Source organism: Streptomyces sp. NPDC025721 (assembly GCF_055558595.1).
Map to the genome: position 1 here is coordinate 246,175 of NZ_JBVHMF010000009.1, position 25,548 is coordinate 271,722.

At 72.8% G+C, this 25,548-nt stretch carries 17 protein-coding genes; 6 read left to right on the forward strand and 11 right to left on the reverse strand.

Going from position 1 to position 25,548, the window contains the following annotated elements; all coding sequences use genetic code 11:
- Positions 1 to 84: 84 nt before the first annotated feature.
- The 7 genes from ACZ4EF_RS16025 to ACZ4EF_RS16055 all read right to left on the reverse strand — a co-directional run bounded on the left by ACZ4EF_RS16025 (position 85) and on the right by ACZ4EF_RS16055 (position 8,299).
- A complete protein-coding gene (locus tag ACZ4EF_RS16025; RefSeq protein WP_355337163.1) occupies positions 85 to 1,107 on the reverse strand; it encodes an N-acetylglucosamine kinase in 1,023 nt (340 codons plus the stop codon).
- A complete protein-coding gene (locus ACZ4EF_RS16030; RefSeq protein WP_467504938.1) occupies positions 1,104 to 2,366 on the reverse strand; it encodes a 6-phospho-beta-glucosidase in 1,263 nt (420 codons plus the stop codon). Before ACZ4EF_RS16030 ends, ACZ4EF_RS16025 begins: the two co-directional genes overlap by 4 nt.
- Complete coding sequence (locus ACZ4EF_RS16035) at positions 2,363 to 3,277, reverse strand: carbohydrate ABC transporter permease (RefSeq protein ID WP_391160398.1); 915 nt, start codon at positions 3,275 to 3,277, stop codon at positions 2,363 to 2,365. Before ACZ4EF_RS16035 ends, ACZ4EF_RS16030 begins: the two co-directional genes overlap by 4 nt.
- A gap of 2 nt (positions 3,278 to 3,279) precedes the next feature.
- A complete protein-coding gene (locus ACZ4EF_RS16040; protein WP_355337169.1) occupies positions 3,280 to 4,230 on the reverse strand; it encodes a carbohydrate ABC transporter permease in 951 nt (316 codons plus the stop codon).
- Positions 4,230 to 5,561 (reverse strand): ABC transporter substrate-binding protein, encoded by a 1,332-nt coding sequence (locus ACZ4EF_RS16045; protein WP_391160396.1) that lies wholly within the window; start codon positions 5,559 to 5,561, stop codon positions 4,230 to 4,232. The genes ACZ4EF_RS16040 and ACZ4EF_RS16045 overlap by 1 nt, the downstream gene beginning before the upstream one ends.
- A gap of 264 nt (positions 5,562 to 5,825) precedes the next feature.
- Positions 5,826 to 7,061, reverse strand: a complete 1,236-nt coding sequence (locus ACZ4EF_RS16050; protein ID WP_355337173.1) for an ROK family transcriptional regulator — start codon at positions 7,059 to 7,061, stop codon at positions 5,826 to 5,828.
- A gap of 170 nt (positions 7,062 to 7,231) precedes the next feature.
- The gene (locus ACZ4EF_RS16055; protein ID WP_391046747.1) at positions 7,232 to 8,299 is read right to left on the reverse strand and encodes a mechanosensitive ion channel family protein; all 1,068 of its coding nucleotides are present in this window, start codon (positions 8,297 to 8,299) and stop codon (positions 7,232 to 7,234) included.
- Positions 8,300 to 8,531: 232 nt separating this feature from the next.
- Here ACZ4EF_RS16055 and ACZ4EF_RS16060 point away from each other — a divergent pair, with 232 nt between their 5' ends.
- The gene (locus tag ACZ4EF_RS16060) at positions 8,532 to 9,068 is read left to right on the forward strand and encodes an HNH endonuclease (protein WP_075016193.1); all 537 of its coding nucleotides are present in this window, start codon (positions 8,532 to 8,534) and stop codon (positions 9,066 to 9,068) included.
- A 135-nt stretch (positions 9,069 to 9,203) separates the two neighbouring features.
- Here ACZ4EF_RS16060 and ACZ4EF_RS16065 read toward each other — a convergent pair whose 3' ends face one another.
- The gene (locus ACZ4EF_RS16065; protein WP_467504942.1) at positions 9,204 to 12,707 is read right to left on the reverse strand and encodes a beta-N-acetylglucosaminidase domain-containing protein; all 3,504 of its coding nucleotides are present in this window, start codon (positions 12,705 to 12,707) and stop codon (positions 9,204 to 9,206) included.
- 373 nt (positions 12,708 to 13,080) lie between these two features.
- On the opposite strand from ACZ4EF_RS16065, the gene malQ reads away from it, so the two are divergent.
- Entirely contained in the window at positions 13,081 to 15,294 is a 2,214-nt protein-coding gene (gene malQ / locus ACZ4EF_RS16070; RefSeq protein ID WP_467504944.1) for a 4-alpha-glucanotransferase, read from the forward strand.
- Between the two features lie 48 nt (positions 15,295 to 15,342).
- Positions 15,343 to 15,594: a hypothetical protein gene (locus tag ACZ4EF_RS16075; RefSeq protein WP_188282296.1), complete on the forward strand. Its 252-nt coding sequence runs from the start codon at positions 15,343 to 15,345 to the stop codon at positions 15,592 to 15,594.
- 186 nt (positions 15,595 to 15,780) lie between these two features.
- Here the strand turns inward: ACZ4EF_RS16075 and ACZ4EF_RS16080 are convergent, their stop codons facing one another.
- A complete protein-coding gene (locus ACZ4EF_RS16080) occupies positions 15,781 to 16,296 on the reverse strand; it encodes a MarR family winged helix-turn-helix transcriptional regulator (RefSeq protein ID WP_355337179.1) in 516 nt (171 codons plus the stop codon).
- A gap of 137 nt (positions 16,297 to 16,433) precedes the next feature.
- Here ACZ4EF_RS16080 and ACZ4EF_RS16085 point away from each other — a divergent pair, with 137 nt between their 5' ends.
- Positions 16,434 to 17,762, forward strand: coding sequence for an MFS transporter (locus tag ACZ4EF_RS16085; RefSeq protein WP_467504946.1), 1,329 nt, complete (start codon positions 16,434 to 16,436; stop codon positions 17,760 to 17,762).
- Between the two features lie 242 nt (positions 17,763 to 18,004).
- Here the strand turns inward: ACZ4EF_RS16085 and pepN are convergent, their stop codons facing one another.
- Entirely contained in the window at positions 18,005 to 20,578 is a 2,574-nt protein-coding gene (pepN, locus tag ACZ4EF_RS16090) for an aminopeptidase N (RefSeq protein WP_355337183.1), read from the reverse strand.
- Between the two features lie 416 nt (positions 20,579 to 20,994).
- Complete coding sequence (locus ACZ4EF_RS16095) at positions 20,995 to 21,294, reverse strand: hypothetical protein (RefSeq protein WP_467504948.1); 300 nt, start codon at positions 21,292 to 21,294, stop codon at positions 20,995 to 20,997.
- 588 nt (positions 21,295 to 21,882) lie between these two features.
- Here ACZ4EF_RS16095 and ACZ4EF_RS16100 point away from each other — a divergent pair.
- Together ACZ4EF_RS16100 and ACZ4EF_RS16105 are read left to right on the forward strand one after the other, a co-directional pair.
- Positions 21,883 to 22,749, forward strand: a complete 867-nt coding sequence (locus tag ACZ4EF_RS16100) for an ABC transporter ATP-binding protein (protein ID WP_467504950.1) — start codon at positions 21,883 to 21,885, stop codon at positions 22,747 to 22,749.
- Entirely contained in the window at positions 22,746 to 25,334 is a 2,589-nt protein-coding gene (locus ACZ4EF_RS16105) for an ABC transporter permease (protein WP_467504952.1), read from the forward strand. Before ACZ4EF_RS16100 ends, ACZ4EF_RS16105 begins: the two co-directional genes overlap by 4 nt.
- The last annotated feature ends 214 nt before the right edge of the window (positions 25,335 to 25,548 follow it).

Here is a 25,548-nt window from a genome sequence, read left to right on the forward strand (position 1 = left end):
TGCCTGCTCCCCTAACCCCCCACACGCGTCAACGCCCTGTTCGGTTCCCGGGTGACCGGGAACCGAACAGGGCGGTGTGAGGCGTTACGCGTAGTGGGCCCGCAGTGCCGCGTGGGACCGCGGCGGGGCCGCCAGGTGGTCCAGACCCAGCAGGGCCGCGCCGAGGACGGGCGGCGCCGTCACGACGTGCGGCCGGGCCTTGGGGGCGCGGGCGGTGAGCCGTTCGGTCAGGGCGTCCATGAGATACGGATTCCTGGCCGCCATGACCCCGCCGCCCAGCACCACGTCGGCCTCCTCGTCCAGCAGGTCGAGTCTGGCCAGCGCCACCGTGGCCAGGGCCACGATCTCGTCGGCCTGCTGGTCGAGTATCGAGCGGGCGACCGCGTCCCCCGCGTCGGAGGTCGCGAACAGCACGGGCGTCAGCTCGTACTTGCGGGCCGCCGGAATCGTTTCCAGGTGCAGCGCCTCGATCAGCGCGTACATCGTGGGCAGTCCGAAGTGCGCGGGCAGTGTGGCCGCCAGCGCCGTCGGTCCGCCCCGGCCGTCCTCGGCGCGGGCGGCGTGGAACAGGGCCTCCTCGGCGAGACCCGAACCGCCGCCCCAGTCCCCGGAGATCTTGCCGATCGCCGGGAAACGGGCCGTCCTGCCGTCCGGCAGCATGCCCACGCAGTTGATGCCCGCGCCGCACACCACCGCCACCCCGCGGGGCGCGTCCACGCCCGCCCGCAGGATCGCGAAGGTGTCGTTGGCGACGCGCGTCGACCTCGCCCAGCCGCGCCCGTGCACCGCCGCTTCGAGCTGCTGCTCCTCGACCGGCAGGTCCGCGTTGGCCAGACAGGCCGAGGTGTGCTCCACCAGAGGCGTCCCCGTATCGGCGCTGTCGGAACCGTCCGCGGCACGCCGCAGGCCCGCGTCGGCCGCCGCGCGCTCCACGATGCGCGCGAGGGCGTCGACGGCTGCCCCGACGCCGACGACCGGCGGCTGGAAGCCGCCGCCGCGGGCGGCGCCGAGCACCGTTCCGTCGGCGGCGACCAGCGCCACGTCGGTCTTGCTGTTGCCCGCGTCGATGGCGAGGACGCCACCGGGGACGAGCGGTTCCCGGCTCACGCCCACGCCAAGTGCTCCCGGTTGTGCGCGACGAGACTGTCGGTGAGCGCCTCGGCGTACTCGTACTGGCCGATCAGCGGGTGCGACAGCAGCGCCTTGAACACCCGGTCCCGGCCGCCGCGCAGCGCGGCCTCGAGCGCCAGGTCCTCGTACGCCGTGACATTGGCGATCAGGCCCGCGTACAGCGGGTCGAGCGGCGCGACCGGCAGCGGCTTCGTGCCGTTCCCGTCGACCACCGCGGGCACCTCGATGACGGCGTCGTCGGCGAGGAACGGCAGCGTGCCGTTGTTGTACGTGTTCACCACCTGGACGTCGCCGGTGTTGCGCAGCAGCGAGGACGCCAGCGCCACCGCGGCCTCCGAGTAGAAGGCGCCGCCGCGCTTGGCCAGCAGCTCCGGCTTCTCGTCCAGCGCCGGGTCGCCGTACATCTCCAGCAACTGCTTCTCCATCGCGGCCACTTGGGAGGCCCGCGACGGCGCGGTCCGCAGTTCGCGCACCACTTCGTCGTGCGCGTAGTAGTAGCGCAGGTAGTACGAGGGGACGACGCCGAGCCGGTCCACGATCTCGCGCGGCAGGTGCAGGTCGGCGGCGATCGTGTCGCCGTGCTCCGCGAGCAGCTTGGGCAGCATGTCCTCGCCCTGCGGCCCGCCCAGGCGCACCCCGCGCTCCCACGTCAGGTGGTTGAGCCCGACGTGGTCCAGGTGCACCTGCTCCGGCGAGACGTCCAGCAGCTTGGCGAATTTGCGCTGGAAGCCGATCGCCACATTGCACAGTCCGACGGCCTTGTGCCCGGCCTGGAGCAGCGCCCGGGTCACGATGCCGACCGGGTTGGTGAAGTCGATGATCCACGCCTGCGGCGCGACCCTGCGCACCCGCTCGGCGATGTCGAGGACCACCGGGACCGTGCGCAGCGCCTTGGCGAGACCGCCCGCGCCGGTGGTCTCCTGGCCGACGCAGCCGCATTCGAGCGGCCACGTCTCGTCCTGGTTGCGCGCGGCCTGCCCGCCGATCCTGAGCTGGAGCAGCACGGCGTCCGCGCCGGCCACCCCCGACTCCAGGTCGGCGGTGGTGGTGATGGTGCCCGGATGGCCCTGCTTGGCGAAGATCCGCCGGGCGAGCCCGCCGACCAACTCCAGGCGGTCCGCGGCCGGGTCGACCAGCACCAGTTCCTCGATCGGCAGAGTGTCGCGCAACCGCGCGAATCCGTCGATGAGTTCGGGGGTGTACGTGGACCCGCCGCCCACGACTGCCAGTTTCATCCCTTGACTCCCGTCAGGGTCACGCCTTCGATGAAGGCCTTTTGCGCGAAGAAGAAGACCACGATCACCGGGGCCATCACGAGAACGGTGGCCGCCATGGTCAGATTCCAGTTGGTGTGGTGTGCGCCCTTGAAGGACTCCAGTCCGTAGCTGAGCGTCCAGGCCCCGGGGTTGGAGCTGGCGTAGATCTGCGGCCCGAAGTAGTCGTTCCAGCAGTAGAAGAACTGGAAGAGCGCCACCGCGGCCAGGGCCGGCCTGATCATCGGGACGATGACGGTGAGCAGCGTGCGCAGCTCACCGCAGCCGTCGACCTTGGCGGCCTCGGTGTACTCCTTGGGGATCGTCAGCAGGAACTGCCGCAGCAGGAAGATGGTGAACGCGTCACCGAAGGCCATCGGGATGATCAGCGGCCACAGGCTGCCGTCCATCCCCAACTGCTTGGTCCAGAACAGGTACATCGGGATGATGACCACCTGCGGCGGCAGCATCATCGTCGAGATCACCAGGACCATGACCAGATTACGGCCGCGGAAGCGGAACTTGGCGAGCGCGTACGCCACCGGCAGGGACGACACCACGGTCAGCACGGTGCCGCCGACCGCGTACACCAGCGTGTTGCGCCACCAGGTCAGGAAGCCCGGGGTGTCCCACACTGTGCGGAAGTTGGACCACTGCCAGTGGTCGGGCCACAGGTCGCGGGTGAGCGCCTGGTTGTCGCTCATCACCGCGGTGAGGAAGACGAAGACGAAGGGCAGCACGAAGAAGGCCGCCGCCGCGATGCCGAGCGAGTGCACGGCGATCCAGTGCAGGGTCTCCTTGCGGCGCGCCTTGCGCCGGGCGCGGAGGTCGGGGCCGCGGCCCGCGGCGGGGTCGCGGACGGCGCCGCCGGGCGCGATGGTCGCTTGGGTCATGATCAGTCCTCCGCCGACAGGAAGCCGTTGCGGCGGCGCAGCAGCAGCGCCGTGAACGCCATCGAGAGCACGAACAGCACGAGGGCGATGACGCACGCCGAGCCGTAGTCGAAGCGCTGGAAGCCGCGTTCGTAGACCAGTTGCGGCAGGGTGAGGGTCGACTTGTCGGGGTAGCCGGGCTCCACCTGCTGGCCGGAGTTGCCGATCACCCCGCTCGCGACCTTCCCCGCGACCAGCGGCTGTGTGTAGTACTGCATGGTCTGGATGACACCGGTGACCACCGCGAACATCACGATCGGCGAGATGTTCGGCAGCGTTACGAACCGGAAGCGGTGCCAGGGGCCCGCGCCGTCCAGCTCCGCCGCCTCGTACTGCTCCTTGGGCACGTCGAGCAGCGCGGCCATGAAGATCACCATCAGGTCGCCGATGCCCCACACGGCCAGCATGGTCAGCGCGGGCTTGGACCAGTGCGGATCGGTGAACCAGCCCGGGGTGGGCAGACCGAAGTCGCCCAGCAGGTGGTTGACCGGTCCCGTACCGGGGTTGAGCAGGAAGACGAACGCCATCGTCGCGGCGACCGGCGGGGCCAGGTACGGCAGGTAGAACGCCGTACGGAAGAAGCCCGCGCCCGTCTTGATCTTCGTGATGAGCAGGCCGATGCCGAGTCCGAACAGCACCCGCAGCGTCACCATCACGACGACCAGCCACAGCGTGTTGCGCAGCGCGGGCCAGAAGAACGGGTAGTCCGAGAAGACGTACGACCAGTTCTTGCCGCCCACCCAGGTCGGCGCGTTGATGCCGTTGTACTTCATGAACGAGAAGTAGACGGTGGAGACCAGCGGGTACACGAAGAAGACGCTGAACCCGATGATCCAGGGGGACAGGAAGGCCAGGGTGCGCAGCGCCGACTTGCGGCGCTTGGCCTTCAGCAGGGGATGGAGGGCGGCGGTCATCACTTGGCCTGCGCGATGTCCTTGTCGACCTGCGCGTCGACACCCTGGAGACCCTGCTCAAGGTCCTTGGACTTGCCGGACTCGTAGGCGTAGCCGAAGTCCTGGAGCGTGAGCTGGTACGCGCCGCCGTTGATGCTCGGCGGGGTGGTGGTGCTGTTCGGGTTCTGCGCGATGTCGATGAAGGTCTTGAAGCCGGGGTCGGCGTCGAGCTTCGGCGACTTCAGCGCGGCCAGCGTGGAGGGCACGTTGTGGATCGCGTTGGCGAAGGAGACGACCGCGTCGGTGTCGGTGGTCATGAACTTCACCAGCTCCCAGGCCGCGTTCTTCTTCGTGCTGGTGTTGGCGATGCCGATGATCGTGCCGGACAGGTAGCCCTTGCCGTACGTGCTCGCCTGGTCGTCGGGGACCGGGAAGGGCGCCACGCCGAGGTCGTTCATCCCGGCGTCCTTGGCCATGCCCAGCCGCCACTCGCCGTCCATGCCCATCGCGACCTGGCCGGTCAGCAGCGGGTTCTTCGCGCCGAATTCGTCACCGAAGGTGTTGCGGTACTTCTCCAGCTTGCCGAAGCCGCCCAGCGACTTGACCATGTCCTGCTGCCAGCCGAACATCTTCGCGAACCCGGGGTCCTTGGCCACCTGGGACTTGCCGCTCGCGTCGAAGTACTTCACACCCCACTGCGCGGCCAGGTGCGTGGTGGTGGACTCGTAGCCGTGGAAGTTCGGCATGAAGCCGAGCTGGCTGTACGAGTCGCCCTTGGACTTCGTCAGCTTGATCGCGTCGGCCTTGAACTCGCTCATGGTCTTGGGCGGCGCGCTGATCCCGGCGGCGGCGAACGCCTTCTTGTTGTAGTACAGCCCGTACGCGTCACCGAGCAGCGGCAGCGTGCAGCGGGTCCCGTTGAACTGGGTGTACTCCAGCATCGGCTTGGGGAACGTGGCGGCCGGGTCGATCTTCGACTTCGTCAGGAACGGGCCGAGGTCGGCCATCGAGCCGGAGGAGCAGAACTGGCCGACGTTGTCGGTGGTGAAGGAGGAGACGACGTCGGGGGCCTTCGAACCGCCCGCGCGCAGCGCCTGGTTGATCTTGTCGTCGGTGATGTTGCCCTGCACCTTGACGTGGATGTTGGGGTGGGCCTTCTCGAACCGGGCGACGTTGTCGTTGATGGCCTTCAGCTCGTTGGGCGCGGTCCAGCCGTGCCAGAACGTGATGGAGACGTCCTTGCTGGCGTCGTCGTCGGCCGAGCCGGAACTCTGGCCGGTACATGCGCTCGCGAGCAGCGATATCGCGGCGGTGGCCGCTACGGCGGCGGCTGCCTTCGTCAGACGGGACACTGCGCTTCCTCCGGGGGATCTTCGGGCCTTGCGGGCCTTTCAAGTACTGCTTTCAAGGACTGGTCGAGGGTGTGCTGAGGGCCTGTTGAGGGCGTGTTGAGGGTGTGCGGGACCACCGGAGCGGCGGGGTGTGCCGGTCCGCTGGATCTGCGGGGTACGCGGGTTCTGGGCTCTGGTGGTTCTGGCTGTGGCGGGTTCTGGCTGTGGCGGTTCTGGCTCTGGCTCGGGCGGTTCGGGGTGGCGGGGTCCGTTATCGGGGCGAGGTCAGCGCGAGGTGTCGAACACCTCGTCGCGGGTGGTGGCGAGCGCGCTCTCCAGCGCCCCGCTCAGTACGGGGTGGTCCTGGACCGTGCCGAGCACCAGATGCGGCCGGGGTACGGCCAGTTCGGCGAGTTCGGCCTGGACCAGGGCGCGCAGCGGTTCGCCGCCCGCCACGGTCACATCGCCCGACAGCACGATCATCGCCGGGTCGAGCACGGCGACCAGCGAGGCCAGACCGATGGCGGTGCCGGTGGCGAACCGGGCGAGCAGTTCGCCGTACGGGCCGCTGTCGGCGCCGGTCTCCTCGCTCGCGGTGTGCCGCAGCGCGGCCTCGGCGAGCAGTTCGGCGGCGGCGTCCTGCTGGGTGCCGGCCGGGACGTCGATGCCCAGTTCCCTGGCCAGCCGCAACACGGCGTTGCAGCCCGCGAGTTCCTGGAAGCCGCCGTTGTTGGCCTTGGTGACGTTGCGGACCAGCGGGGTGCCGGGCACCGGCAGGAAGCCGACCTCGCCCGCGCCGCCGGTCCAGCCGCGGTGCAGCCGGCCGCCGATGACGATGGCGGCGCCGATGCCCTCCTCGTTCCACAGCAGCACGAAGTCGTCGTGCTCGCGGGCGGCGCCGATCCGCTGTTCGGCGACGGCGGCGAGATTGACGTCGTTGTCGTACTCCAGCGGCATCGGCAGCGCGGCGGCCAGCTCGTCCAGCAGCGCGGGGGCGTGCCAGCCGGGCAGGTGGCTGGCGTAGCGCAGCCGTCCGGTGCTGGGGTCGAAGGCGCCGGGCGTGCCTATGACGATCCGGTGCAGGTCGGAGCGGTTCAGCCCGGCGGCCTTGGCCGCGCCGTCCACCGCCTGCACGACCTGCTCCACCGCGTTGCCCGCGGTGCGGCGGCGCGGGGTGAGCAGCTTGAAGGTGCCGACGGTACGGCCGGTGATGTCGGCGACCGCGGCCCTGATCCGCTCGGAGTTGACATCGAGTCCCGCCACGTACGCGGCGGCCGGATTGACCGAGTAGAGCTGGGCGTTGGGGCCGGGGCGGCCCGCCGTGGTGCCGGTGGCCTGGACCAGCCCCGCCGCCTCCAGGCGCGCCAGCAGCTGCGACGCGGTGGGCTTGGACAGTCCGGTCAGCTTGCCGATCCGGGTACGGGAGAGCGTGCCGTGCTCCAGCAGGAGGTCGAGTGCGGCGCGGTCGTTCATGGCGCGCAGTACGCGCGGCGTTCCAGGGGTGCCAGCCATGCGCGCCATCCTCCCTCAGTTCACTGTTAGGAAAGTTTCCTATTGGCAAAACGAAAGGTAGGCCCGCCATTGGCGGAGCGTCAAGGGGGGTCGACGGCAGGACGGCCAAGTCGTTATGAACGAAGCCCCCGGCGCCATCAGGGTGCCAGGGGCTTCGGCAAAGCGACAGGTGCCGGGGGTCAGCGCTCGCCGGAGGCGGGCGGCGGCACGGGCGCCGCGGGGCGCGCGTCCTCCACGGCGGTCTGCCGCCGCATCTCGGCCACCTCCGACGCGCCCTCGGGCACCGTCGCCTCGGTGACCTCCACCGTCGGCGTGCCGCCGGAGATCACGATGCCCGCCTCGTCGAACGCCCGCTTGATCCGCCAGCGCAGCTCACGGGCGACATCGGTGGCCCGCCCCGGCATCGTCTTGGCGTGCGTCTGGATCACCACGAAGTCCGTGCCGACCGACTCCAGGCCGAGGACCCGTACGGGCTCCCAGAGCATCTCGTCCCAGGGGTCCTCCTTGCCCATGTCCTCGCCGGTGGCCGCGATCACCTGGCGCGCCCGCTCCAGGTCCTCGCCCGCGCCGACCTGCACGTCCACCACGGCCGTCGCCCAGCCCTGGCTGAGGTTGCCGATCCGCTTGACCTCGCCGTTGCGCACGTACCAGATCTCGCCGTTGTCACCGCGCAGCTTGGTGACCCGCAGGCCCACCTCTATGACGGTGCCGCTGGCCACCCCCGCGTCGATCACGTCGCCGACGCCGTACTGGTCCTCCAGGATCATGAAGACGCCGGACAGGAAGTCCGTCACCAGATTGCGCGCGCCGAAGCCGATCGCGACCCCGGCGACCCCGGCGCTGGCCAGCAGCGGCGCCAGATTGATCTTGAGCACCGACAGCACGGTCAGCGCGGCCGTGCCCAGGATCAGGAAGGACGCCACACTGCGCAGCACCGAGCCGATCGCCTCGCTGCGCTGCTTGCGCCGCTCCGCGTTGACCAGCAGGCCGCCCAGCGCGGTGGAGGCCGCGGCCTCCGCGCCCCGGTTCATCCGGTCGATGAGTCTGCTGATCGTCCGCCGCACCACCGAGCGCAGCACGATCGCGATGGCGACGATCAACAAAATGCGCAGCCCCGCGCTCAGCCAGCTCGCCCAGTTCTCCTGTATCCAGCCGCCGGCCCGGTAGACCGACGAATCACGGTCTCCGGCGGCGAGCGGGAACAGGCGGGACGGTACGGCGGCGGCGGTGGACGTCGCGGTGGGCACTGCGGAACCTCCGGTGGGAAACAAGCCTCCACACTAACGGGACGACCGATGCCGTCTCGTTGCCGTGCGGGAGGAGGGGCAGGCCACGATCGTGGGGATGAACACAGGTGTGCTGCAAAACACCCTCGGTCCGTTACCCGGGCATGGTGGCGCCATGGGCCGCCTTCCGGAGAGACTTAGGCCAGATCGTCCCGGCGCGAGCCACGCGCCGCCGGCGTTAAAGGAGGCATCCGTGCCGCATGTCCTGGTCCTGAACGCGTCGTACGAGCCGCTCGGCGTCGTACCGCTCCGCCGTGCGCTTGTCCTCGTGCTCAACAACAAGGCCGTCTGCCTCGAGGAATCCGGCGCCTATCTGCACAGTGAGACACAGGCGCTGCCCGCGCCCAGTGTCGTGAAGCTCACCAAATTCGTGCGAGTCCCCTTTCGGGGCACCGTGCCGCTGACCCGTAGGGCGCTGTTCGCCCGCGACGGCGGCAAGTGCGCGTATTGCGGAGCCGCCGCCACCAGCGTCGACCACGTCATTCCGCGCAGCCGGGGCGGCCAGCACGCCTGGGAGAACGTGGTGGCCGCGTGCAGACGCTGCAATCACGTGAAGGCCGACCGCCATGTGGCGGAACTCGGCTGGCGGCTGCGTCATCAACCCGCCCCGCCGTCCGGGCTCGCCTGGCGGATCATCGGGACCGGACATAGGGACCCGCGCTGGTTGCCATACCTGCAACCGTTCGGCGCGGACGACGCCCTGGCCCGGATCGACGGCATATCAGCCTGAGATCCGGGCTTTCGTGCGTCTCGGGCGCTGTACGGCAACCGGGAGCACGTCCGGCGCGGCGCGGCGGTCCGTGACGGGCCGGGGGTGCCACGCAGTGACCGAAACGGGTCACTCCGTGGCACCCCGTCACCGCGATCAGTCCGCCACCGCGTACGCCTCGACGCCGAACAGCGAGTAGCCGAATTTGGTCGCCCGGCGCTCGCCCTGCACCCGCACGTACCGGGTGCCGTCCTGCGCGTCGAGCCACACCGTCTCGGTTCCGCCGCCGCCGTCGGTCACCGTGGCCGCCGTGTGCCAGGTCACTCCATCGGCGGAGGTCCGCACCTGATATCCGGCCGCGTACGCGTCCTGCCAGTGCAGGACGACCCTGCCGACCCGGGCCGGGGCCGCCAGCTCGACCTGCACCCAGGCGTGGTCGTCCACCGGCGAGGACCAGCGGGTCTCCGGATCGCCGTCGGCCACCGCTGAGGCCGGGAAGTCCGGGGTCTCGTCACCCGAGGACGTCGCCGCGCCGCCGCGCAGCAGATCGGGCCCCGCGGTCCGCACCCGCGCCCGTACGGTGATCCGCCGCTCCACGGTGCGGCCCGCCACGGTGATCCGCACCGGCAGGCTGTACGTGCCGGGCGCCGTACCCGCGGGCACCGACACGCTCAGCGGCACCGCTCCCGCCGCGCCCCGCCGCAGCGGGACCGACGCGGGCGCGGTCGCCGTCGCCCCGCCCTTCAGTGCGGCCACCGAGACCGCCGCCTTCTCGTCGCGCGGCAGCCCCGAGGCCACCGACGCCGTCACCGGGACGGCGGAGCCGCCGATCTCGGCGTCCACCTCCGGGTGGTCGAACGTGACCCGCGGCGCCCCGGCGAACCACGGCACCACCTCGTGCACCCCGGCGCCGTCCGACAGCCGTACCGCGTCGGCGACGACCCCCGCGGGCAGCTCCGTCCAGTCCGCGGTCAGGCTGCCGATCCGCTGCCAGCCGCCGCCCGGGGTGTGCACCTCCACGGCCGCGGGCGCCTTGGTCACCCGGCCGGTGGCCGTGCGGGTGGGCGGGCCCGTGTCCCGTACGGCGATCGGATGCGGGCCGAAGGGGGAACCCGCCATCGGCCCCGGCGCCGGATCGGCCGCGGCGGCGGGGGCACCCGACCCCGTACGCGCACCGGACGCGGCGATCGTCACGCTGTCCAGCAGCCGCGCGCCGCCGAAGTCCACCGTCAGCGCACCCGCGTCGGAATCCGCGGCGGTCGAGGTGGAGAGGTCGCCGTCCACCACGGCCGACGCGTCGTCGGGACCGCTGGCCGTCGGAGCCACCTCGCCGCTCACCGACACGGTGAACTCCCGCACCGTCACCGCCCCCGACTGCCCGTCGCTCGCGCGCAGCCGCACCTGGCGGGCGCGGGTGCCCGCGGGGAGCGTCGCCGAGATCACCGCCTGGTCGTGGTACTCGCCGACCCGGTGCCAGCCGGTGCCGTCGTCCGCGGACAGTTCGAGGACCGCGTCGTGCAGGAAGTCGTCGGAGCCGCTGCCGTCGCCCATCGCGATCCGCACCGAGCCGACCTGCTTGGCCGTCCCGAGATCGACCCCGAAGGAGTCGTCGGGCTGCGGGGGAGCGTTGCTCGACCACGCCGTGGAATTCTTGCCGTCCACCATCGCCGACGGGTCGGTGCCGCGCCCCGAGGCGAGCGTGGCCGTCGCGGTCCTGCCGTCCGCGCGCAGCCCCGACCAGGCGTCGCCGTCGTCGACCGCCCGCGACAGGAAGCCGTCGAGCACGTCCTCGCCGACCTTCGCCGTGCCCTGCGTCAGCGCCGCCCGGCCGCGGTCCAGCGACTGCCGGGCCTTCCAGGCCGCCGCGCCGTCGCCCGCCGCCTGCGCCACCAGCATGTCGACCGCGTGCCCGCCCGCCGTCCCGTACGCCGACAGCCGGTCCAGCCACGGCCGCACCTCGGCGCCGAAGGTGCCGTCGGCGAGCCCGCGCAGGGCGTGCGGCGCGCCGCTCATCACGGTGAAGGCCGACCGCAGCCGGGCCGCCGCCGCCGTCAGCCGGGCGCGGTCGCCGGAGTCCAGCGCGGCCCAGAACTCCTTGGTCAGCGGGCGCAGATACGCCGACTCGTCGCCGCCGAGCGCCGACGACGCCTCGTTCCCCGCCAGCGCGCGCAGCGCCGCACGGGCCGCCTGATCCGGCCCCGCCAGGTCGTCGATCGCCGCCTGCCAGGAGGCCGCCGGGTCGTAACCGCGCGGATTCCAGGCGAAGTCCGCCGCCGTGAACAGCGGGATACGGGACGCGGCGGGCTGCTGCATCGCGCTCGCCAGCACCCCCGCCGAGACCGTCGCCACCGCGGGCTGACGGCCGGTGTACGGGCCGAGGAAGAGCCTGCCCGGCGCGAAGTCGTTCACCGGGTAGTTGTCCACCGTCACCAGCGGGTGCTTCAACGCGGCGGCTGCGTCCGCCACTTGGGTGCCGGTGATCCGCGCGGGCAGCACCCCGACACCGGTCCAGGCGACCGTCACGTCCGGGCTCAGCGCCTTCGCCAGCGCCGTGCGGTACGGGGTCGTGCCGTCCTGGTAGTACTCCGTGGGCAGCAGCGACAGATCGGCGCTGCCGTAGCGCCGCGCCAGATACGCGGCCACCACGTTGGCGACCTTCGCCTGGGCGCGCGCCGCCGCGTCGGGCCCCGAGCCGAACTCCCGCGCGTCCGCGCCGCAGTGCCACTCGCTGTAGCTCACGTCCTGGAACTGCAATTGGAACGCCCGCACGCCCAGCGCCCACATCGCGTCCAGCTTCCGCTCCAGCGCCCGCTGGTCGGACTTCGACGAGAAGCACATCGCCTGTCCGGGGGCCACCGCCCACGCCAGCGTCACATGGTCCCGCGTCGCCCGCTCCGCCAGCGCCCTGAAGTCCGCGCGCCGGGCCGCCGGATAGGGGTCGCGCCACTGCGCCTGCCGGTACGGGTCGTCGCCCGGCGCGTACAGATAGCGGTTCTGCTTGGTCCTGGCCAGGAAGTCCAGTTGCGACAGCCGCTGGTACTGCGTCCACGGCACGCCGTAGTACCCCTCGGTCACCCCGCGCACCGCCGCCGTCGGCCAGTCGCGTACGACCACGCCCGCGAAGCCGCGCTCGCCGCCGCTGTCGCCGGTGACGAGCTGACGCAGCGTCTGCGCCGCGTGGAACAGGCCGTCCTCGCCCGCTCCGGCCAGCGCCACCGTGCCGCCGTCCACCGCGAGCCGGTAGCCGCCGGACGCCAAGTCGTCCTGCTCGGGGGCCTTGAGCGCGGTCAGCCGGGGCTGCGCCGCGTCGCCCGCGTAGACGGTCAGCCCGGACCCCGGCGTGTCCGACCTGCGGATCTCCTGGGCGCCCGCGCCGCGCAGCGCGTCCTCGATCACATCGAGCGCGTACGGGTCGGCGTCCGTGCCCGCGACCAGCGTCACCGTCCTCGTCACGCGCGCGAACTGCCCCTGCGCGCGCAGACTCTGAGGGCGCGGCCACACCGCCGGGGGCCGCGGGGAGGCCGCGGTGTCCGTCCTGGTCCCGGCGGGCGGTGTGCTCGGCGGCGCGGGAGCGGCGGTCGCGGCGGGCGACTGGGCCAGCCAGCCGCCGATGAACGTGGCCGCGATGGCTGCGGCGGAACTCCTCCGGAGGGCCTGCACGGTTCCTCCTTGCGGAGTGCTGCACCGACGACGGACGTCGAGCCCATCACTCCTCGCGGTGCGGTGTCAATGTGGCTGGAGTTTCCTCCGCTTTGCCGCCGGATTCCGTCCGCCTCCCGGTCGCCTCGCCGCCGCCTTCCGCCGCCTTCCGCCGCAGGCAGGGGGCGGGAGGGCCACGGGCGGCCCTTTCGGCGCGTCGCGGACGGGCCGCGGGCCGCCTTCCGGAACTCCCCTCGAACGAGCGGCGCGGCGCGCCTCCGGGTACAGCGCGCGGCGTCGGGGTAGGGGTCAGTGCGGCTCCCGGGACAAACCCGTGCGAGCGAGGACGCGTGACCGACCGATCAACCCCTTGACTGACGAATGCGGAGGCCCGATGGACCGGGTGCGGCTTGCCGGGCTCTATGGCGTGGACGTGACGTACCGGCCGGCACCCGGGCGGGAGGTCCCGGTGCCGGAGGAGACGGTCGTCGCCGTCCTCGCGGCGCTCGGCGTGGACGCCTCGACGCCCAGCGCGGTCAAGTCCGCCCTCACGGCGTACGAGACGCGCCGGGCCAACCGGCTGCTCCCGCCGTGCACGGTGCTCAGATCGGGCCGCGGCACACTCGCGCAGGCGCTGCGCGCACTGCCCGAGGACACCCGGCTCACCGTCGAGACCGAGACGGGCGAGGCGCTGGACCCCGCCGTGACGCCCCCGCCGGGGCGGTACGCGCTGCGCGCGGCCACCGCCGACGGACGTACCTCCAGAGGCGACCTGATCGTGGCGCCCGAGCGGCTGGCGGGCCCGACGGGACGCGCCTTCGGCTTCATGGCGCAGCTCTACTCCACGCTCTCGCAGCGCTCCTGGGGCATGGGCGACCTCGGTGACCTCGCCGACCTCGCCGCCTGGTCGGGACGGACGCTGGGCGCCGGATTCGTCCAGATCAACCCGCTGCACGCGGCCGTCCCCGGCCCGCCCACCGACCCCTCCCCGTACCGCCCGTCCTCCCGCCGCTTCCCCGACCCGGTGTACCTGCGGATCGAGGAGGTGCCGGAGTACGCGTACCTGTCCGGCGAGGCCAGGGAGAAGGCCGACGCGCTGTCCCGCAGGGCCGCCGCGCTGCGTGACACCGTGCTGCTCAAGGACGCGCTCATCGACCGGGACGCGGTCTGGGCGCTGAAGGCCGAGGCCCTGGAGCTGCTGCGCGAGGTGCCGCTGAGCCCCGGCCGCCGCGCCGCCTACGTCGACTTCCTCGCCGAGCAGGGCCAGGCCCTCGACGACCACGCCACCTGGTCCACCCTGGCCGAACTGCACGGCGCCGACTGGCACAAGTGGCCCGCGGGGCTGCGCGACCCGCGTTCGCCGCAGGTCGCGCGGGCCCGCAGCGAGCACATGGACCGGGTCGACTTCCACTGCTGGCTGAGCTGGCTGACCGACGCCCAACTCGGCGCCGCGCAGCGGTCCGCGCGGGACGCGGGCATGACCATCGGCGTCGTGCACGACCTGGCCGTGGGCGTGCACCCCGCCGGTTCCGACGCCTGGTCCATGCAGCACGTCCTGGCCACGGGCATGTCGGTGGGCGCACCGCCCGACGCCTTCAACTCCCGCGGCCAGGACTGGGGTCTGCCGCCCTGGCGCCCCGACGCGCTGGCCGCGACCGGCTACGCGCCGTACCGCGACCTCATCGCGCGGATGCTGCGGCACGCGGGCGGCCTGCGGATCGACCACGTCATGGGGCTGTTCCGGCTCTGGTGGGTGCCGGAGGGCCGCCCGCCGACCGAGGGCGCCTACGTCCGCTACGACGCGGAGGCGATGCTCGGCCTGCTGGCCCTGGAGGCGCACCGCGCGGGCGCGGTGGTGATCGGCGAGGACCTGGGCACCGTCGAGCCCGGCGTACGCGAGGAGTTGGCGGGCCGCGGCATCCTCGGCACCTCGGTGATGTGGTTCGAACGCGATTACGAGGGGACCGGGCCCGAGGGCGGCGACGGCCGTCCGCTGATGCCCGAGGCGTGGCGCGAGTCGTGCCTGGCGACCGTCACCACCCACGACCTGCCGAGCACGGCGGCCCGGCTCACCGGCGAACACGTCGAGCTGCGGCACCGGCTCGGGCTGCTGACCCGCCCGCTCGCGGAGGAGGAGGCGGCCGACGCCGCCGAGGTCGCGGAGTGGCTGGCGCTGCTCGGCCGGCTCGGGCTGCTGCCGGAGGGCGCGGTCGACGAGGAGGCGGTGGTGAAGGCCGTTCACCGCTTCCTGGCGCGTACGCCCGCGAGCATGGTCGGCATCTGGCTGCCGGACACGGTCGGCGACCGCCGCCCGCAGAATCTGCCCGGCACCTGGGACCAGTACCCGAACTGGCGGCTGCCCGTCGCCGACGCCGACGGCACCCCGCTCACCCTGGACCGGATCGCCGTCTCGCCGCGGCTGTACGCGCTCGTGGACGACGTACGGCAGGCGATGGCGGAGGCGGGGGACACGGCGGTCGCGGCGGCGGCCGGGAGCGCGGCGACCGCCGGGGCCGGGGCCGGGGCGGCCGACGAGGCCGGGAGCGGGCCGGCCGTCGTGGCCGGGGCCGGGGCGGCGGAACACCCGGAAGGCCCGGAACACCCGTAAGGACACCCCGGGCGCGCGGCCCGTGAGGGGCTTCACTACATTGAGGGCGTGGACAAGAAGCTCACCAAGAAGGCCGTGCGCGCCGGAGTCATCACCGCCGGTACGACGCTCATGCTGCTCATGTCGACCCCGGCGTTCGCGCTCGCCCGCGACGACGGCGACGACCCGGGTTCCGGCCTGAGCGTCATCGAGACGCTCAGCCTGTTCGTGCTCGCCCCGCTCGTCCTGTTCGGGGTCATCGCGGGTCTGGTCATGGTGACCGACAAGACCCGCAAGGAGCAGGAGCACCCGAAGCAGTAGCCGCGCACTCGGCCCTCGGGCCCCTTCGCCCCCTCGGCGCCGGACTTCCCGGCGCGCCAGGGGGCTTTGTGCTGCCCGCGCGGCGTCGGGCGCGCGGGCGCGTGACGGGTCCGCGGGTGGCGGGTCCGCGGGTGGCGGGTCCGCGCGTGACGGGTCCGCGCGTGGCGGGTTTGGGGGTGGCGGGTCTCAGCGCCGGGCGCCCGGTTCCGCCGACGCGGCCAGCAGCAGCCGCAGCAGGTCGGCGAGCTGTTCCGCCTGCGCCGGTTCGACGGCGTCGAGCGTCGCCTTCTGGAGGGCGAGCCCGGCGCCGACCGCCTGGTCGATCACCCGCAGCCCCTTCTCGGTGAGGGAGACGCGCAGGCCGCGGCGGTCGTTCGGATCGGGCGCGCGGTCCAGCAGCCCGGCCCGCTCCAGCTTGTCCAGCCGGCCGGTCATCCCGCCGGTGGTGAGCATCAGGGCGGCCGAGAGCTGCCGGGGCGAGAGGGTGTACGGCTCGCCGGAGCGGCGCAGCGTCGCCAGCACGTCGAACTCGCCGCGGCCGATGCCGTACCGCTGGTACTCCTTCTCCATCCGGTCGCCCATCAGGCGCGCGATCCGGTAGATCCGGCCGAAGACGGCCATCGGGAGCGTGTCGAGGTCCGGGCGCTCGGACTTCCACTGACCGGTGATGGCGTCGACGACGTCGAGGGGTTCCTGAGTCATGGCCTCAGTATCGGGGCGGGGTCGCTCGACGGCAAGAAAGTAGCTTACAAGTAAGTAGCTTAGTGCTAAGCTATCTTCTGTCGACCTGACCGGTCGGCCTTCGTTCGGAACCGGAACCGGGATCGGGGAGCTTCACCATGTCGCTGCCGCGTACGCGAGCCACCACCGCACGACCCGCCGCCGCCCGGATTCCGGGGGAGCGGGCCCTGCTCGGGGCGATGGGCGTCGACTCGGTCGGCTCCGGGATGTACATCCCCTTCAGCCTGGTCTTCTTCCACCACATCACCGGGCTCTCCTTCGCCGTGGTCGGCGCCGTCCTGACCGTCGTCGGACTCATCGGCATGGGCGCCCTGCCGCTCGCCGGGACCGCCGTCGACCGTTACGGCGCCCGCCGCGTCCAACTTCTGCTCTACGGGGTGCGCGGCGCCGGATTCGCGCTCTATCCCTTCGCGACCTCGCTGCCCGCCTTCGCTGTCGTGGCCCTCGGCACCGCTTTCGGCGACCGCGCCTTCCCCGCCGTCCAGCAGGCGTACATCGGCGAGGTCGCAAGCGGCCTCGACCGCGACCGCCTCCAGGCCGCCGCCCGCGCCCTGCGCAACGCCGGGCTCGGCGCCGGGGCGCTGCTCGCCTCGCTGGTCATCACCGTCGCCGGTGACCGCGGCTTCACCGCTGCCGCTTGGCTCAACGCGCTGAGCTTCGGCGTCGCCGCCCTGCTGATACGGAGTATCCGCGCCTCGCGGGTGCCGGACGGTTCCGCGACGGCCGAGCGGCCCGCCGCCGGTTACCGGCTCGTCCTCGCCGACCGGGCCTTCCTCGGCCTCACCGCCGCCAACTTCCTCACCGCGCTGGGCTATTCGGCCCTCGCCGTGCTCTTCCCGCTCTTCATCGCGGGCACCCTGAACGGCCCGCAGTCGCTGACCGGCGCGGCCTTCACCGTCAACACCGTGCTGTGCGCCGTCGGCGGCGTCCACGTCGCCCGGCGCGTCCGCGGGCGCGGCGCCCGCCGCACCCGGTCCGCCGCGCTCGGCGCGGTGATCTTCGCCGCCGCCTTCGTGGGGCTCGGGGTGTTCGGCACGGTACGGCCGCAAGCCGGATGGGCCGTCGCCGGTGGGGTGTTCGCGCTGGTGGCGCTCTACACGGTCGCCGAACTGGTGCACAATCCGTCCTCCAGCGCGCTCGCCGTCGCCGCCGCCCCCGAGGCTCTGCGCGGGCGCTACATGGCCACCTACCAGCTCTCCTGGTCCCTGGCCGCGACCCTCGCCCCTTCCCTCTTCACGGCCCTCTTCGCCGCCGACTCCCGGCTTCCCTGGGCCCTGCTCACCCTCACGGCGCTCTGCGCCGCCGCCCTTCTCCTCCGCCTCGAGCCCCGACTTCCCGCTGCCGCGGTCCGCCTCGCCCCCCTCCCGGCGCCCCCTTGCCCAGTGCCTCCCTGCCCGACGCCCACGGCCCCGGCCCTCGCGGCCTAGCCATGGGTTCACCTTGCGCGGGACGTGGTCTTTCGGGGCGCGGCCCCTGTGGGTTCACCTTGCGCAGGGCCTGGCTTTTAGGGGCGCGGGGAACTGCGCGACAAGCCCCCACCGGCGGGTGGTCCGGCGACAAGCGAACTGCCCCGCCGGGGCGGGTGGTGACCCGCAGGAGGGCGGCAGCCGCACCGGGGCCCCGGACCGCGAAGGCGGTCCGGGGCCCCGGTGGCAAGAAGGCCGGACGGTCAGCCGGCGGCGGCGGCGTCGGCAGCCTGGGCGCGCAGCGAACGCTCCACGCTGGAGCGGGACTCCACGACCAGGCGACGCAGCGCCGGGGCCGGATCGGCCGACGCCAGCCAGGCGTCGGTGGCGTCCAGGGTGGCCTGCGAGACCTGGAGGGCCGGGTAGAGGCCGACCACGATCTGCTGGGCCATCTCGTGGCTGCGCGAGTCCCACACGTCCTTCACCGTCGCGAAGTACCGCTCGGTGTACGGCGCCAGCAGCTCGCGCTGGTCGGTCTGCACGAAGCCGCCGATCACCGCCTCCTGCACGGCGTTCGGCAGCTTGTCGTCCTCCACGACAGAGGCCCAGACCGCCGCCTTGACCTCGGCGCTCGGCCGCGCCGCCCGTACCGCCGCGGCGTGCTGCTCGCCCGCCGAGGTCGGGTCGAGCGCCAGCTCCGCGTCGATCGCCTTCTCGTCCGCGCGGCCGGTCGCCGCGAGCCGGGACAGCAGCGCCCACCGCAGATCCGTGTCGACGGCCAGTCCCTCGTACGTCACCGTGCCGTCCAACAGCCCGGCCAGTACGTCCAGTTGGGCGTCGGTGCGGGCCGCGAGGGTGAACGCGCGTGCCCAGGCGAGCTGGTGGTCGCTGCCCGGCGCCGCCGTCCGCAGGTGCTCCAGCGCCGCCTCGGTCCACCGCGCCAGGCCCGTGTCGCGCCAGGCCGGGTCGGCGTACAGGTCGAGCGCCAGCTTCGCCTGCCGGTGCAGCGACTGCACCACACCGATGTCGGTCTCCTTGCCGATGCCCTGTAGCACCAGCTCCAGGTAGTCACGGGCGGCCAGTTCGCCGTCCCGCGTCATGTCCCAGGCCGACGCCCACACCAGCGCGCGCGGCAGCGACTCCGTGAAGTCCCCGACGTGGTCGCGGACCACGGCCAGCGACTGCTCGTCCAGCCGCACCTTCGCGTACGACAGGTCGTCGTCGTTGAGCAGGATGACGGCCGGGCGCGGCGTCCCCGCGGGGAACGGCACCTGCGTCGACTCGCCAACGACGTCCAGCTCGACGCGCTGGGTCCGTACCAGCTTGCCGTCCACCAGGTCGTACGCGCCGACCGCGATCCGGTGCGGGCGCAGCACGGCCTCGCCCTTCGCGCCGACGGGCAGCGCCGGGGCCTCCTGCCGTACCGCGAGCGAGGCAACCGTACCGTCCTCGGCCACCGTCACCTCCGGCCGCAGCACATTGATGCCCGCCGTCTCCAGCCACGCCTTCGACCAGGTCTTCAGGTCGCGCCCCGAGGTCTCCTCCAGCGCGCCGAGCAGATCCGCCAGCCGCGTGTTGCCCCACGCGTGCCGCTTGAAGTACGCCTGCACGCCCGCGAAGAACTCGTCCTCGCCCACGTACGCCACGAGCTGCTTCAGCACCGAGGCGCCCTTGGCGTACGTGATGCCGTCGAAGTTGACCAGCACGTCGTCCAGGTCGTTGATCTCCGCCATGATCGGGTGCGTGGACGGCAGTTGGTCCTGCCGGTACGCCCACGTCTTCATCGAGTTGGCGAAACTCGTCCACGAGTGCGGCCACTTCGAGCCCGGCGCGTACGCCTGGCAGGCGATCGAGGTGTACGTGGCGAACGACTCGTTCAGCCACAGGTCGTTCCACCACTCCATGGTGACCAGGTCGCCGAACCACATGTGCGCCAGCTCGTGCAGGATCGTCTCGGCCCGCGTCTCGTACGCGGCGTCCGTGACCTTCGACCGGAACACGTACTGGTCGCGGATCGTCACCGCGCCCGCGTTCTCCATCGCGCCCGCGTTGAACTCCGGCACGAAGAGCTGGTCGTACTTCGGGAAGGGGTACGCGTACGCGAACTTCTCCTCGAACCAGTCGAAGCCCTGCCGGGTGACCTCGAAGATCGCCTCGGCGTCCAGGTACTCCGCCAGCGAGGGACGGCAGTAGATGCCCAGCGGCACGCTGCGGCCGTTCCCCTCCCAACTGCTGTGCACCGACGCGTACGGGCCGACGATCAGGGCCGTGATGTACGACGAGATGCGCGGGGTCGGCGCGAACACCCACACGCCGTCCGCCGGGGGCTCGGGCGTCGGGGAGTTCGAGATCACCGTCCAGCCGGCCGGGGCCTGGACCGTGAAGGCGAAGCTCGCCTTCAGATCCGGCTGCTCGAAGCTGGCGAAGACGCGGCGGGCGTCCGGTACTTCGAACTGCGTGTACAAATATGCTTGCTTGTCGACCGGGTCGACGAACCGGTGCAGGCCCTCGCCGGTGTTGGTGTACGCGCAGTCCGCGACGACCCGCAGCTCGTTCTCGCCGGAGCGCAGGCCGGGCAGCGCGATCCGCGAGTCCTTGAACGCGGCTGCCGCGTCCAGGGGCTCGCCGTTGAGCACCACCTCGTGCACGAGGGGGGCGACCAGGTCGATGAACGTTTCCGCTCCCGCCTCGGCGGCCTCGAACCGTACGGTGGTCACCGACCGGAAGGTGCCGCCCTCCTGGGCGCCGCGCAGGTCCAGCTCGATGTCATAAGCGTCCACGGTGAGCAGGCGCGCACGCTCCTGCGCCTCCTCACGCGTGAGGTTCGTACCAGGCACGGTGGCCCACTCCTTCTCGTCAGATGAGACGCCCATCCTCGCACGGCACGTTTCCGTTCCACGGCTCGCCGCCAGGGCTTTGTCTTTTCCCGCCCCGCCCACCCGTGCGGGTGCTTTGTCGTCTGCGGGTGCCGCTTGTGCCTGGGTCGGTGCCGGTCCGGGGCACCTCCTCGAAATGCGGCTACCTGCTCCCGTGTATCCGGCACCCTCCCCGTCACCGCATTTCTGCGGGGGCACCCCGCCCCGTCCCCTCCCGGTACGTCGGCGTCCGCCTGCCGGTGGGGGTGGCCGGGGGGTGGGGTGGGCGTAGGTACGTCGACGTCCGGCGGTCCGGTGGGGGTGGCCGGGGGAGGGAGGTAGTGGGGGGTGAAGCCCGCGGTGGTCTCTCCGCTGTGGTGGCGGGGAACGGGGGTGGGCTATTGGATGGTGTCGGGAAGGTCTGAGGCAGCGGTGTCGGCTACAAGTTCGGCAAGCTCGAAGCGGTACTCGAATTGCTTCATGTAGCCCTCGACGCGGAGAACGTACGTCCGCTCGGAGCACTTGAACGCCTGCCTGCGCCGGGGTTTGCGGACATCGCGGTCGAAGGTGTTCACCAGGTTGAGGAAGACGCCCGGCGCTTCCTCATGGCTGGCCTCGAACTCGGTGAGGGTGTCAACCCGATAGGGCCCGTGAGGCGAACCGCCGACCGGACTTATCAGGACCATCCATCGGGCCACGCCAGCTCCTCGCCCATCGCATGAGAGTGATCAACACCCCCCATTCCACCCGACCCTGCCAACGATCACCAACGCCCCCCAGCCCCCAGCCGCCAGCAGCCCCTTGGCCCCCACCGACGCACCCGAGCCCACCCACCCCCCACGGCCAGGCGGACGCCGACGCACCCGAGCCCACCCACCCCCGCCCCGGCACCCCCACGGGCAGGCGGACGCCGACGTACCCGAGCCCACCCACCCCCCTCCACCACCCCCACCGGCGGGCGGACGCCGACGTACCGGGAGGGGACGGGCCGGGGTGCCCCCGCAGAAATGCGGTGACAAGAAGGGCACTGGATACCCACGACCAGGTAGCCGCATTTCGAGGAGGTGCCCCGGACCGGCACCGACCCAGGCACAGGCGGCACCCGCAGACGAAGAAAACACCCGCACGGGTGGGCGGGGTGGGAAAGACAAGACAACGGCGGCAGCCGTCACGCCGGGACGGGGGTTGTCCCCACCATGGGGACGCCAGGGGACGCCATGGTTCGGGAGAGCGCGGCTCCGTAGCGTCGAGAGGGTCGGGAAGCGAACTGAGCTGAGGGGAAAGAGATGGCGTCGCGGCGCGAACGCAAGCGGGCACAGAAGGCGGCGGACGCCGAAACGACAGGCACGCCGGCCACGGCGGACGCGGCGTACGCGCCGTACGCGGTGGAGCTGAGAGGAGTGCGGCGCACATACGGCCGCGGCGAGGCCGCGGTACACGCGCTGCGCGGCATCGATCTGGGGCTGCCCCGCGGCAGCTTCACGGCGGTGATGGGCCCCTCCGGCTCGGGGAAGAGCACGTTCCTCCAGTGCGCGGCCGGACTGGACAAGCCGAGCGCCGGGCAGGTGCTGCTGGGCGGGGTGGAGATCACCGCGCTGAGCGAGAAGCGGCTGACGGAGCTGCGGCGCAGCCGCATCGGGTTCGTGTTCCAGTCGTTCAATCTGCTGCCGTCGCTGACCGTGCAGCAGAACGTCCAGCTCCCGCAGCGCCTGGCGGGCGAGCGCCCCGACCGGCGCCGGGTGGCGGAGCTGCTGGCCCAGGTGGGCCTGGAAGGCCACGGAAGGCGCCGCCCCGGCCAGCTCTCCGGCGGGCAGCAGCAGCGCGTGGCCATCGCGCGGGCGCTGGTCACGGAGCCTGACGTGATCTTCGCGGACGAGCCGACGGGGGCGCTGGACACGGGGACGGCCCGCGAGGTGCTGGGGCTGCTGCGGCACGCGGTGAACGGGCTCGGCGCGACCGTGGTGATGGTGACGCACGACCCGGTGGCGGCGTCGTACGCGGACCGCGTGCTGTTCCTGGCGGACGGCTCGTTCGCTGACGAGCTGTGGCACCCCGAGCCGACGGCGGTCGCGGACCGGATGGTGGCGCTGACCCAGCGCGAGACCCAGCGCGAGACCGGGCGCGGCGCGGGACGGGTGGGGGCGGCGGCATGAACGGCCTGGCCCGCGCCTCCGTGCGCTTCAGGCCCGCGTCCTTCGTGGGCACCTTCGTCGCGCTGCTGTTCGCGTCCGCCGTCATCACGGCGTGCGGCAGCATGCTCCAGACCGGGATCACGGCGCATGTGAAGCCGGTGCGGTACGCGGCCACGCCCGTCGTGGTGGCGGCCGACCCGTCGGCGCGGATCACCACGGGGCACGGCGACGACGCCGACAGCGACGCGGCGTCGCTGCCGGACCAGCCCCGCGTGGACACGGCGCTCGCCGACCGCATCGCCCGCGCGCCGGGCGTGTCGGCGGCCGTACCCGACACGGCCTTCCCGGTGCAGTCGAAGACGCTGCCGCCGCTGACCGGCCGCGACTGGTCGGCCCACGCGATCGACGCGAGCACGGTGGTGCGGGGGCGGGCACCTGGTACGGGCGAGGTCGCCCTGTCGGCGGCCACCGCCCGGGCGGCGCACGTCGGCGTCGGCGACACCCTCACGCTGACCGCCCCGACGGGCGCGACCACGTACAAGGTCTCGGGCCTGACCGACACGGAGACCAGCACCGGCGCCGGCGCGAAAGACGGCACCAAGGCAAGCGCTACAACAAGCGCCTCGGCCGGCGCCTCGGCCTACTTCGCCGACCCCGTCGCCGACCGCCTGTCGGGGCACCCGGGCCGCACCGACGCCATCGCCGTGCTGCCCGCCAAGGGCGTGAGCACGGACGAGCTGGCCCGGCAGGTGGAGGCCGCGGTCAAGGGCGCCCCCGGCGACCCGGCGAAGGTGCGCACCGGCGACGGCCGCGGTCTCGCCGAGCACCCGGAGCTGGCCGAGGGCAAGGAGATGCTGACGGCGATCGGCGCCTCGTTCGGCGGGATCGCCACGGCGACGGCCGTGTTCGTGGTGATGGGCACCGTCGCGCTGGCGATCGGCCAGCGCGGCCGGGAGATCGCGCTGCTGCGCGCCGTCGGCGCGACCCCGCGGCAGATCCGCCGCACCGTGGCGACCGAGGCGATGCTGGTGGCGCCGATCGCGGGCGCCGCGGGCATCCTGCCCGGCGTGGCGCTGGCCCGCTGGTGGGTGAGGCAGCTCGTCCACCGGGACGCCGTCCCGGCCGGGGTGACGCTCAGCACCGGCTGGATCCCGATGGTGAGCGCGGTCGGCGCGGGCCTGCTCGCGGCGCTGGCCGCCGGATATCTGGCCGCCCGCCGCCCGTCGAAGGCCCGGCCGAGCCAGGCGCTCGGCGAGGCCGCGGTGGAGCGCCGCAGGCCCGGCGTCATCAGGACCGTGCTCGGCGCGGCGGCCGTCGCGGGCGGCTGCGTCCTGGCCGCCGTCGCCGCGCACACCACGGGCGAGGACGCCGCGAACGTCGCCCTCGGCATCGTCTTCTGCTTCATGGTCGGCGTGGCCTTCCTCGGGCCCGTCGTGGCCTGGGCCGCCGCCGCGCTGCTCGGCCTGCCGCTGCGCGCGGGCGGCGCCGCCTCGCAGCTCGCCGCCGCCAACAGCCGGGCCAACGCCCGCAGGCTGGCCTCCGCGATCACCCCGATCGTGCTGGTCACCGCCTTCTGCGGCACGCTCCTGTGCATGCAGGGCTCGCTCAAGCACGAGGCGGCCCACCAGATCAAGGACGGCGTCGTCGCCGACCAGGTGCTCGGCTCGTCCGGCGCGGGGGTGCCCGCCGACACCGCGCAGCGCGCCGCGAAGGTGCCCGGCGTGGACGGCGCGGTCGGCGTCCTGCGCAGCGGCGCGCTCTACCGGGCTTCCGGCTCGCTCAACTCCGCGTCCCTGCTGGGCGTTTCCGGAGACCCGGGCAAGCTGCCCGACGTCCTCCAACTGGGCCTCAAGACCGGCTCGTTGAGCGCGCTGACCGGTGACGGCCGGACGGTCGCCGTGGATTCGCTGCTCGCCGGTACGGCGAAGGTGAAGGTCGGCGACCGGATCCCGCTGTGGCTCGGCGACGGCACCCGGGTGCGGCCCACGGTCGTGGCGACGTACGAACGCGGCCTGGGCATCGGTCAGTTGCTGATGCCGCGCACGGCGGTCGCCGACCACGCGCGGACGGCGTACGACACGCAGGTGCTGGTGCACGACGCGCCCGGCGCGGACCGTACGGCCGTCGCGCGGGACCTGTCGCGGCTGGGCGTCGCCGGGCTCACGGTCACCGACCGCGCCGGGTACCGCCAGCAGGCCGACAAGGAGCTGGAGTTGAACGCCTGGGCGAACAGCGTCATGGCCGCCGTCCTCGGCGGATTCGCCGCGGTCGCCGCCGCGAACACGCTGGTGATGACGGTGCTGGACCGACGCCGCGAGGTCGCGCTGCTGCGGCTGGCGGGCACCACGCGCCGCCAGGTGCTCGGCATGGTCCGCCTGGAGGCGCTGCTGGTCGCCGCGGCCGGGTTGCTGATCGGCGGTGCCATCGCGTGGATCACCCTCGTCCCGATCGCCCGCGGTCTGACCGGCGCGAGCCCGTACATCCCGCCGGGCACGGCTCTCGGCCTCGCGGGCGCCGCGACGGTCATCGGCCTGCTCTCCACCGCCCTTCCGGCCCGCGCGCTGCTGCGCGCCAACCCGGCGGCGGCGGGCGCGGCCCGCGAATAGCCCACCGGACACGGTGAGTTGAACGCGTTCGGTGCACGCGGACAGGGCGGCCGTCAGGAGACGGCCGCCCTGTTCACGTACGTACCGGGGGTGGGGGGGGGGGGGGGGGGGGGGGGGGGGGGGGGGAAGGAGGGGAGGGGGGGGGGGGGGGGGGGGGGTTGTGGTGCGCGCGGCCGCCGGGGCGGCGGGGTGGGGGTGTGGGGGCGGGGCGACG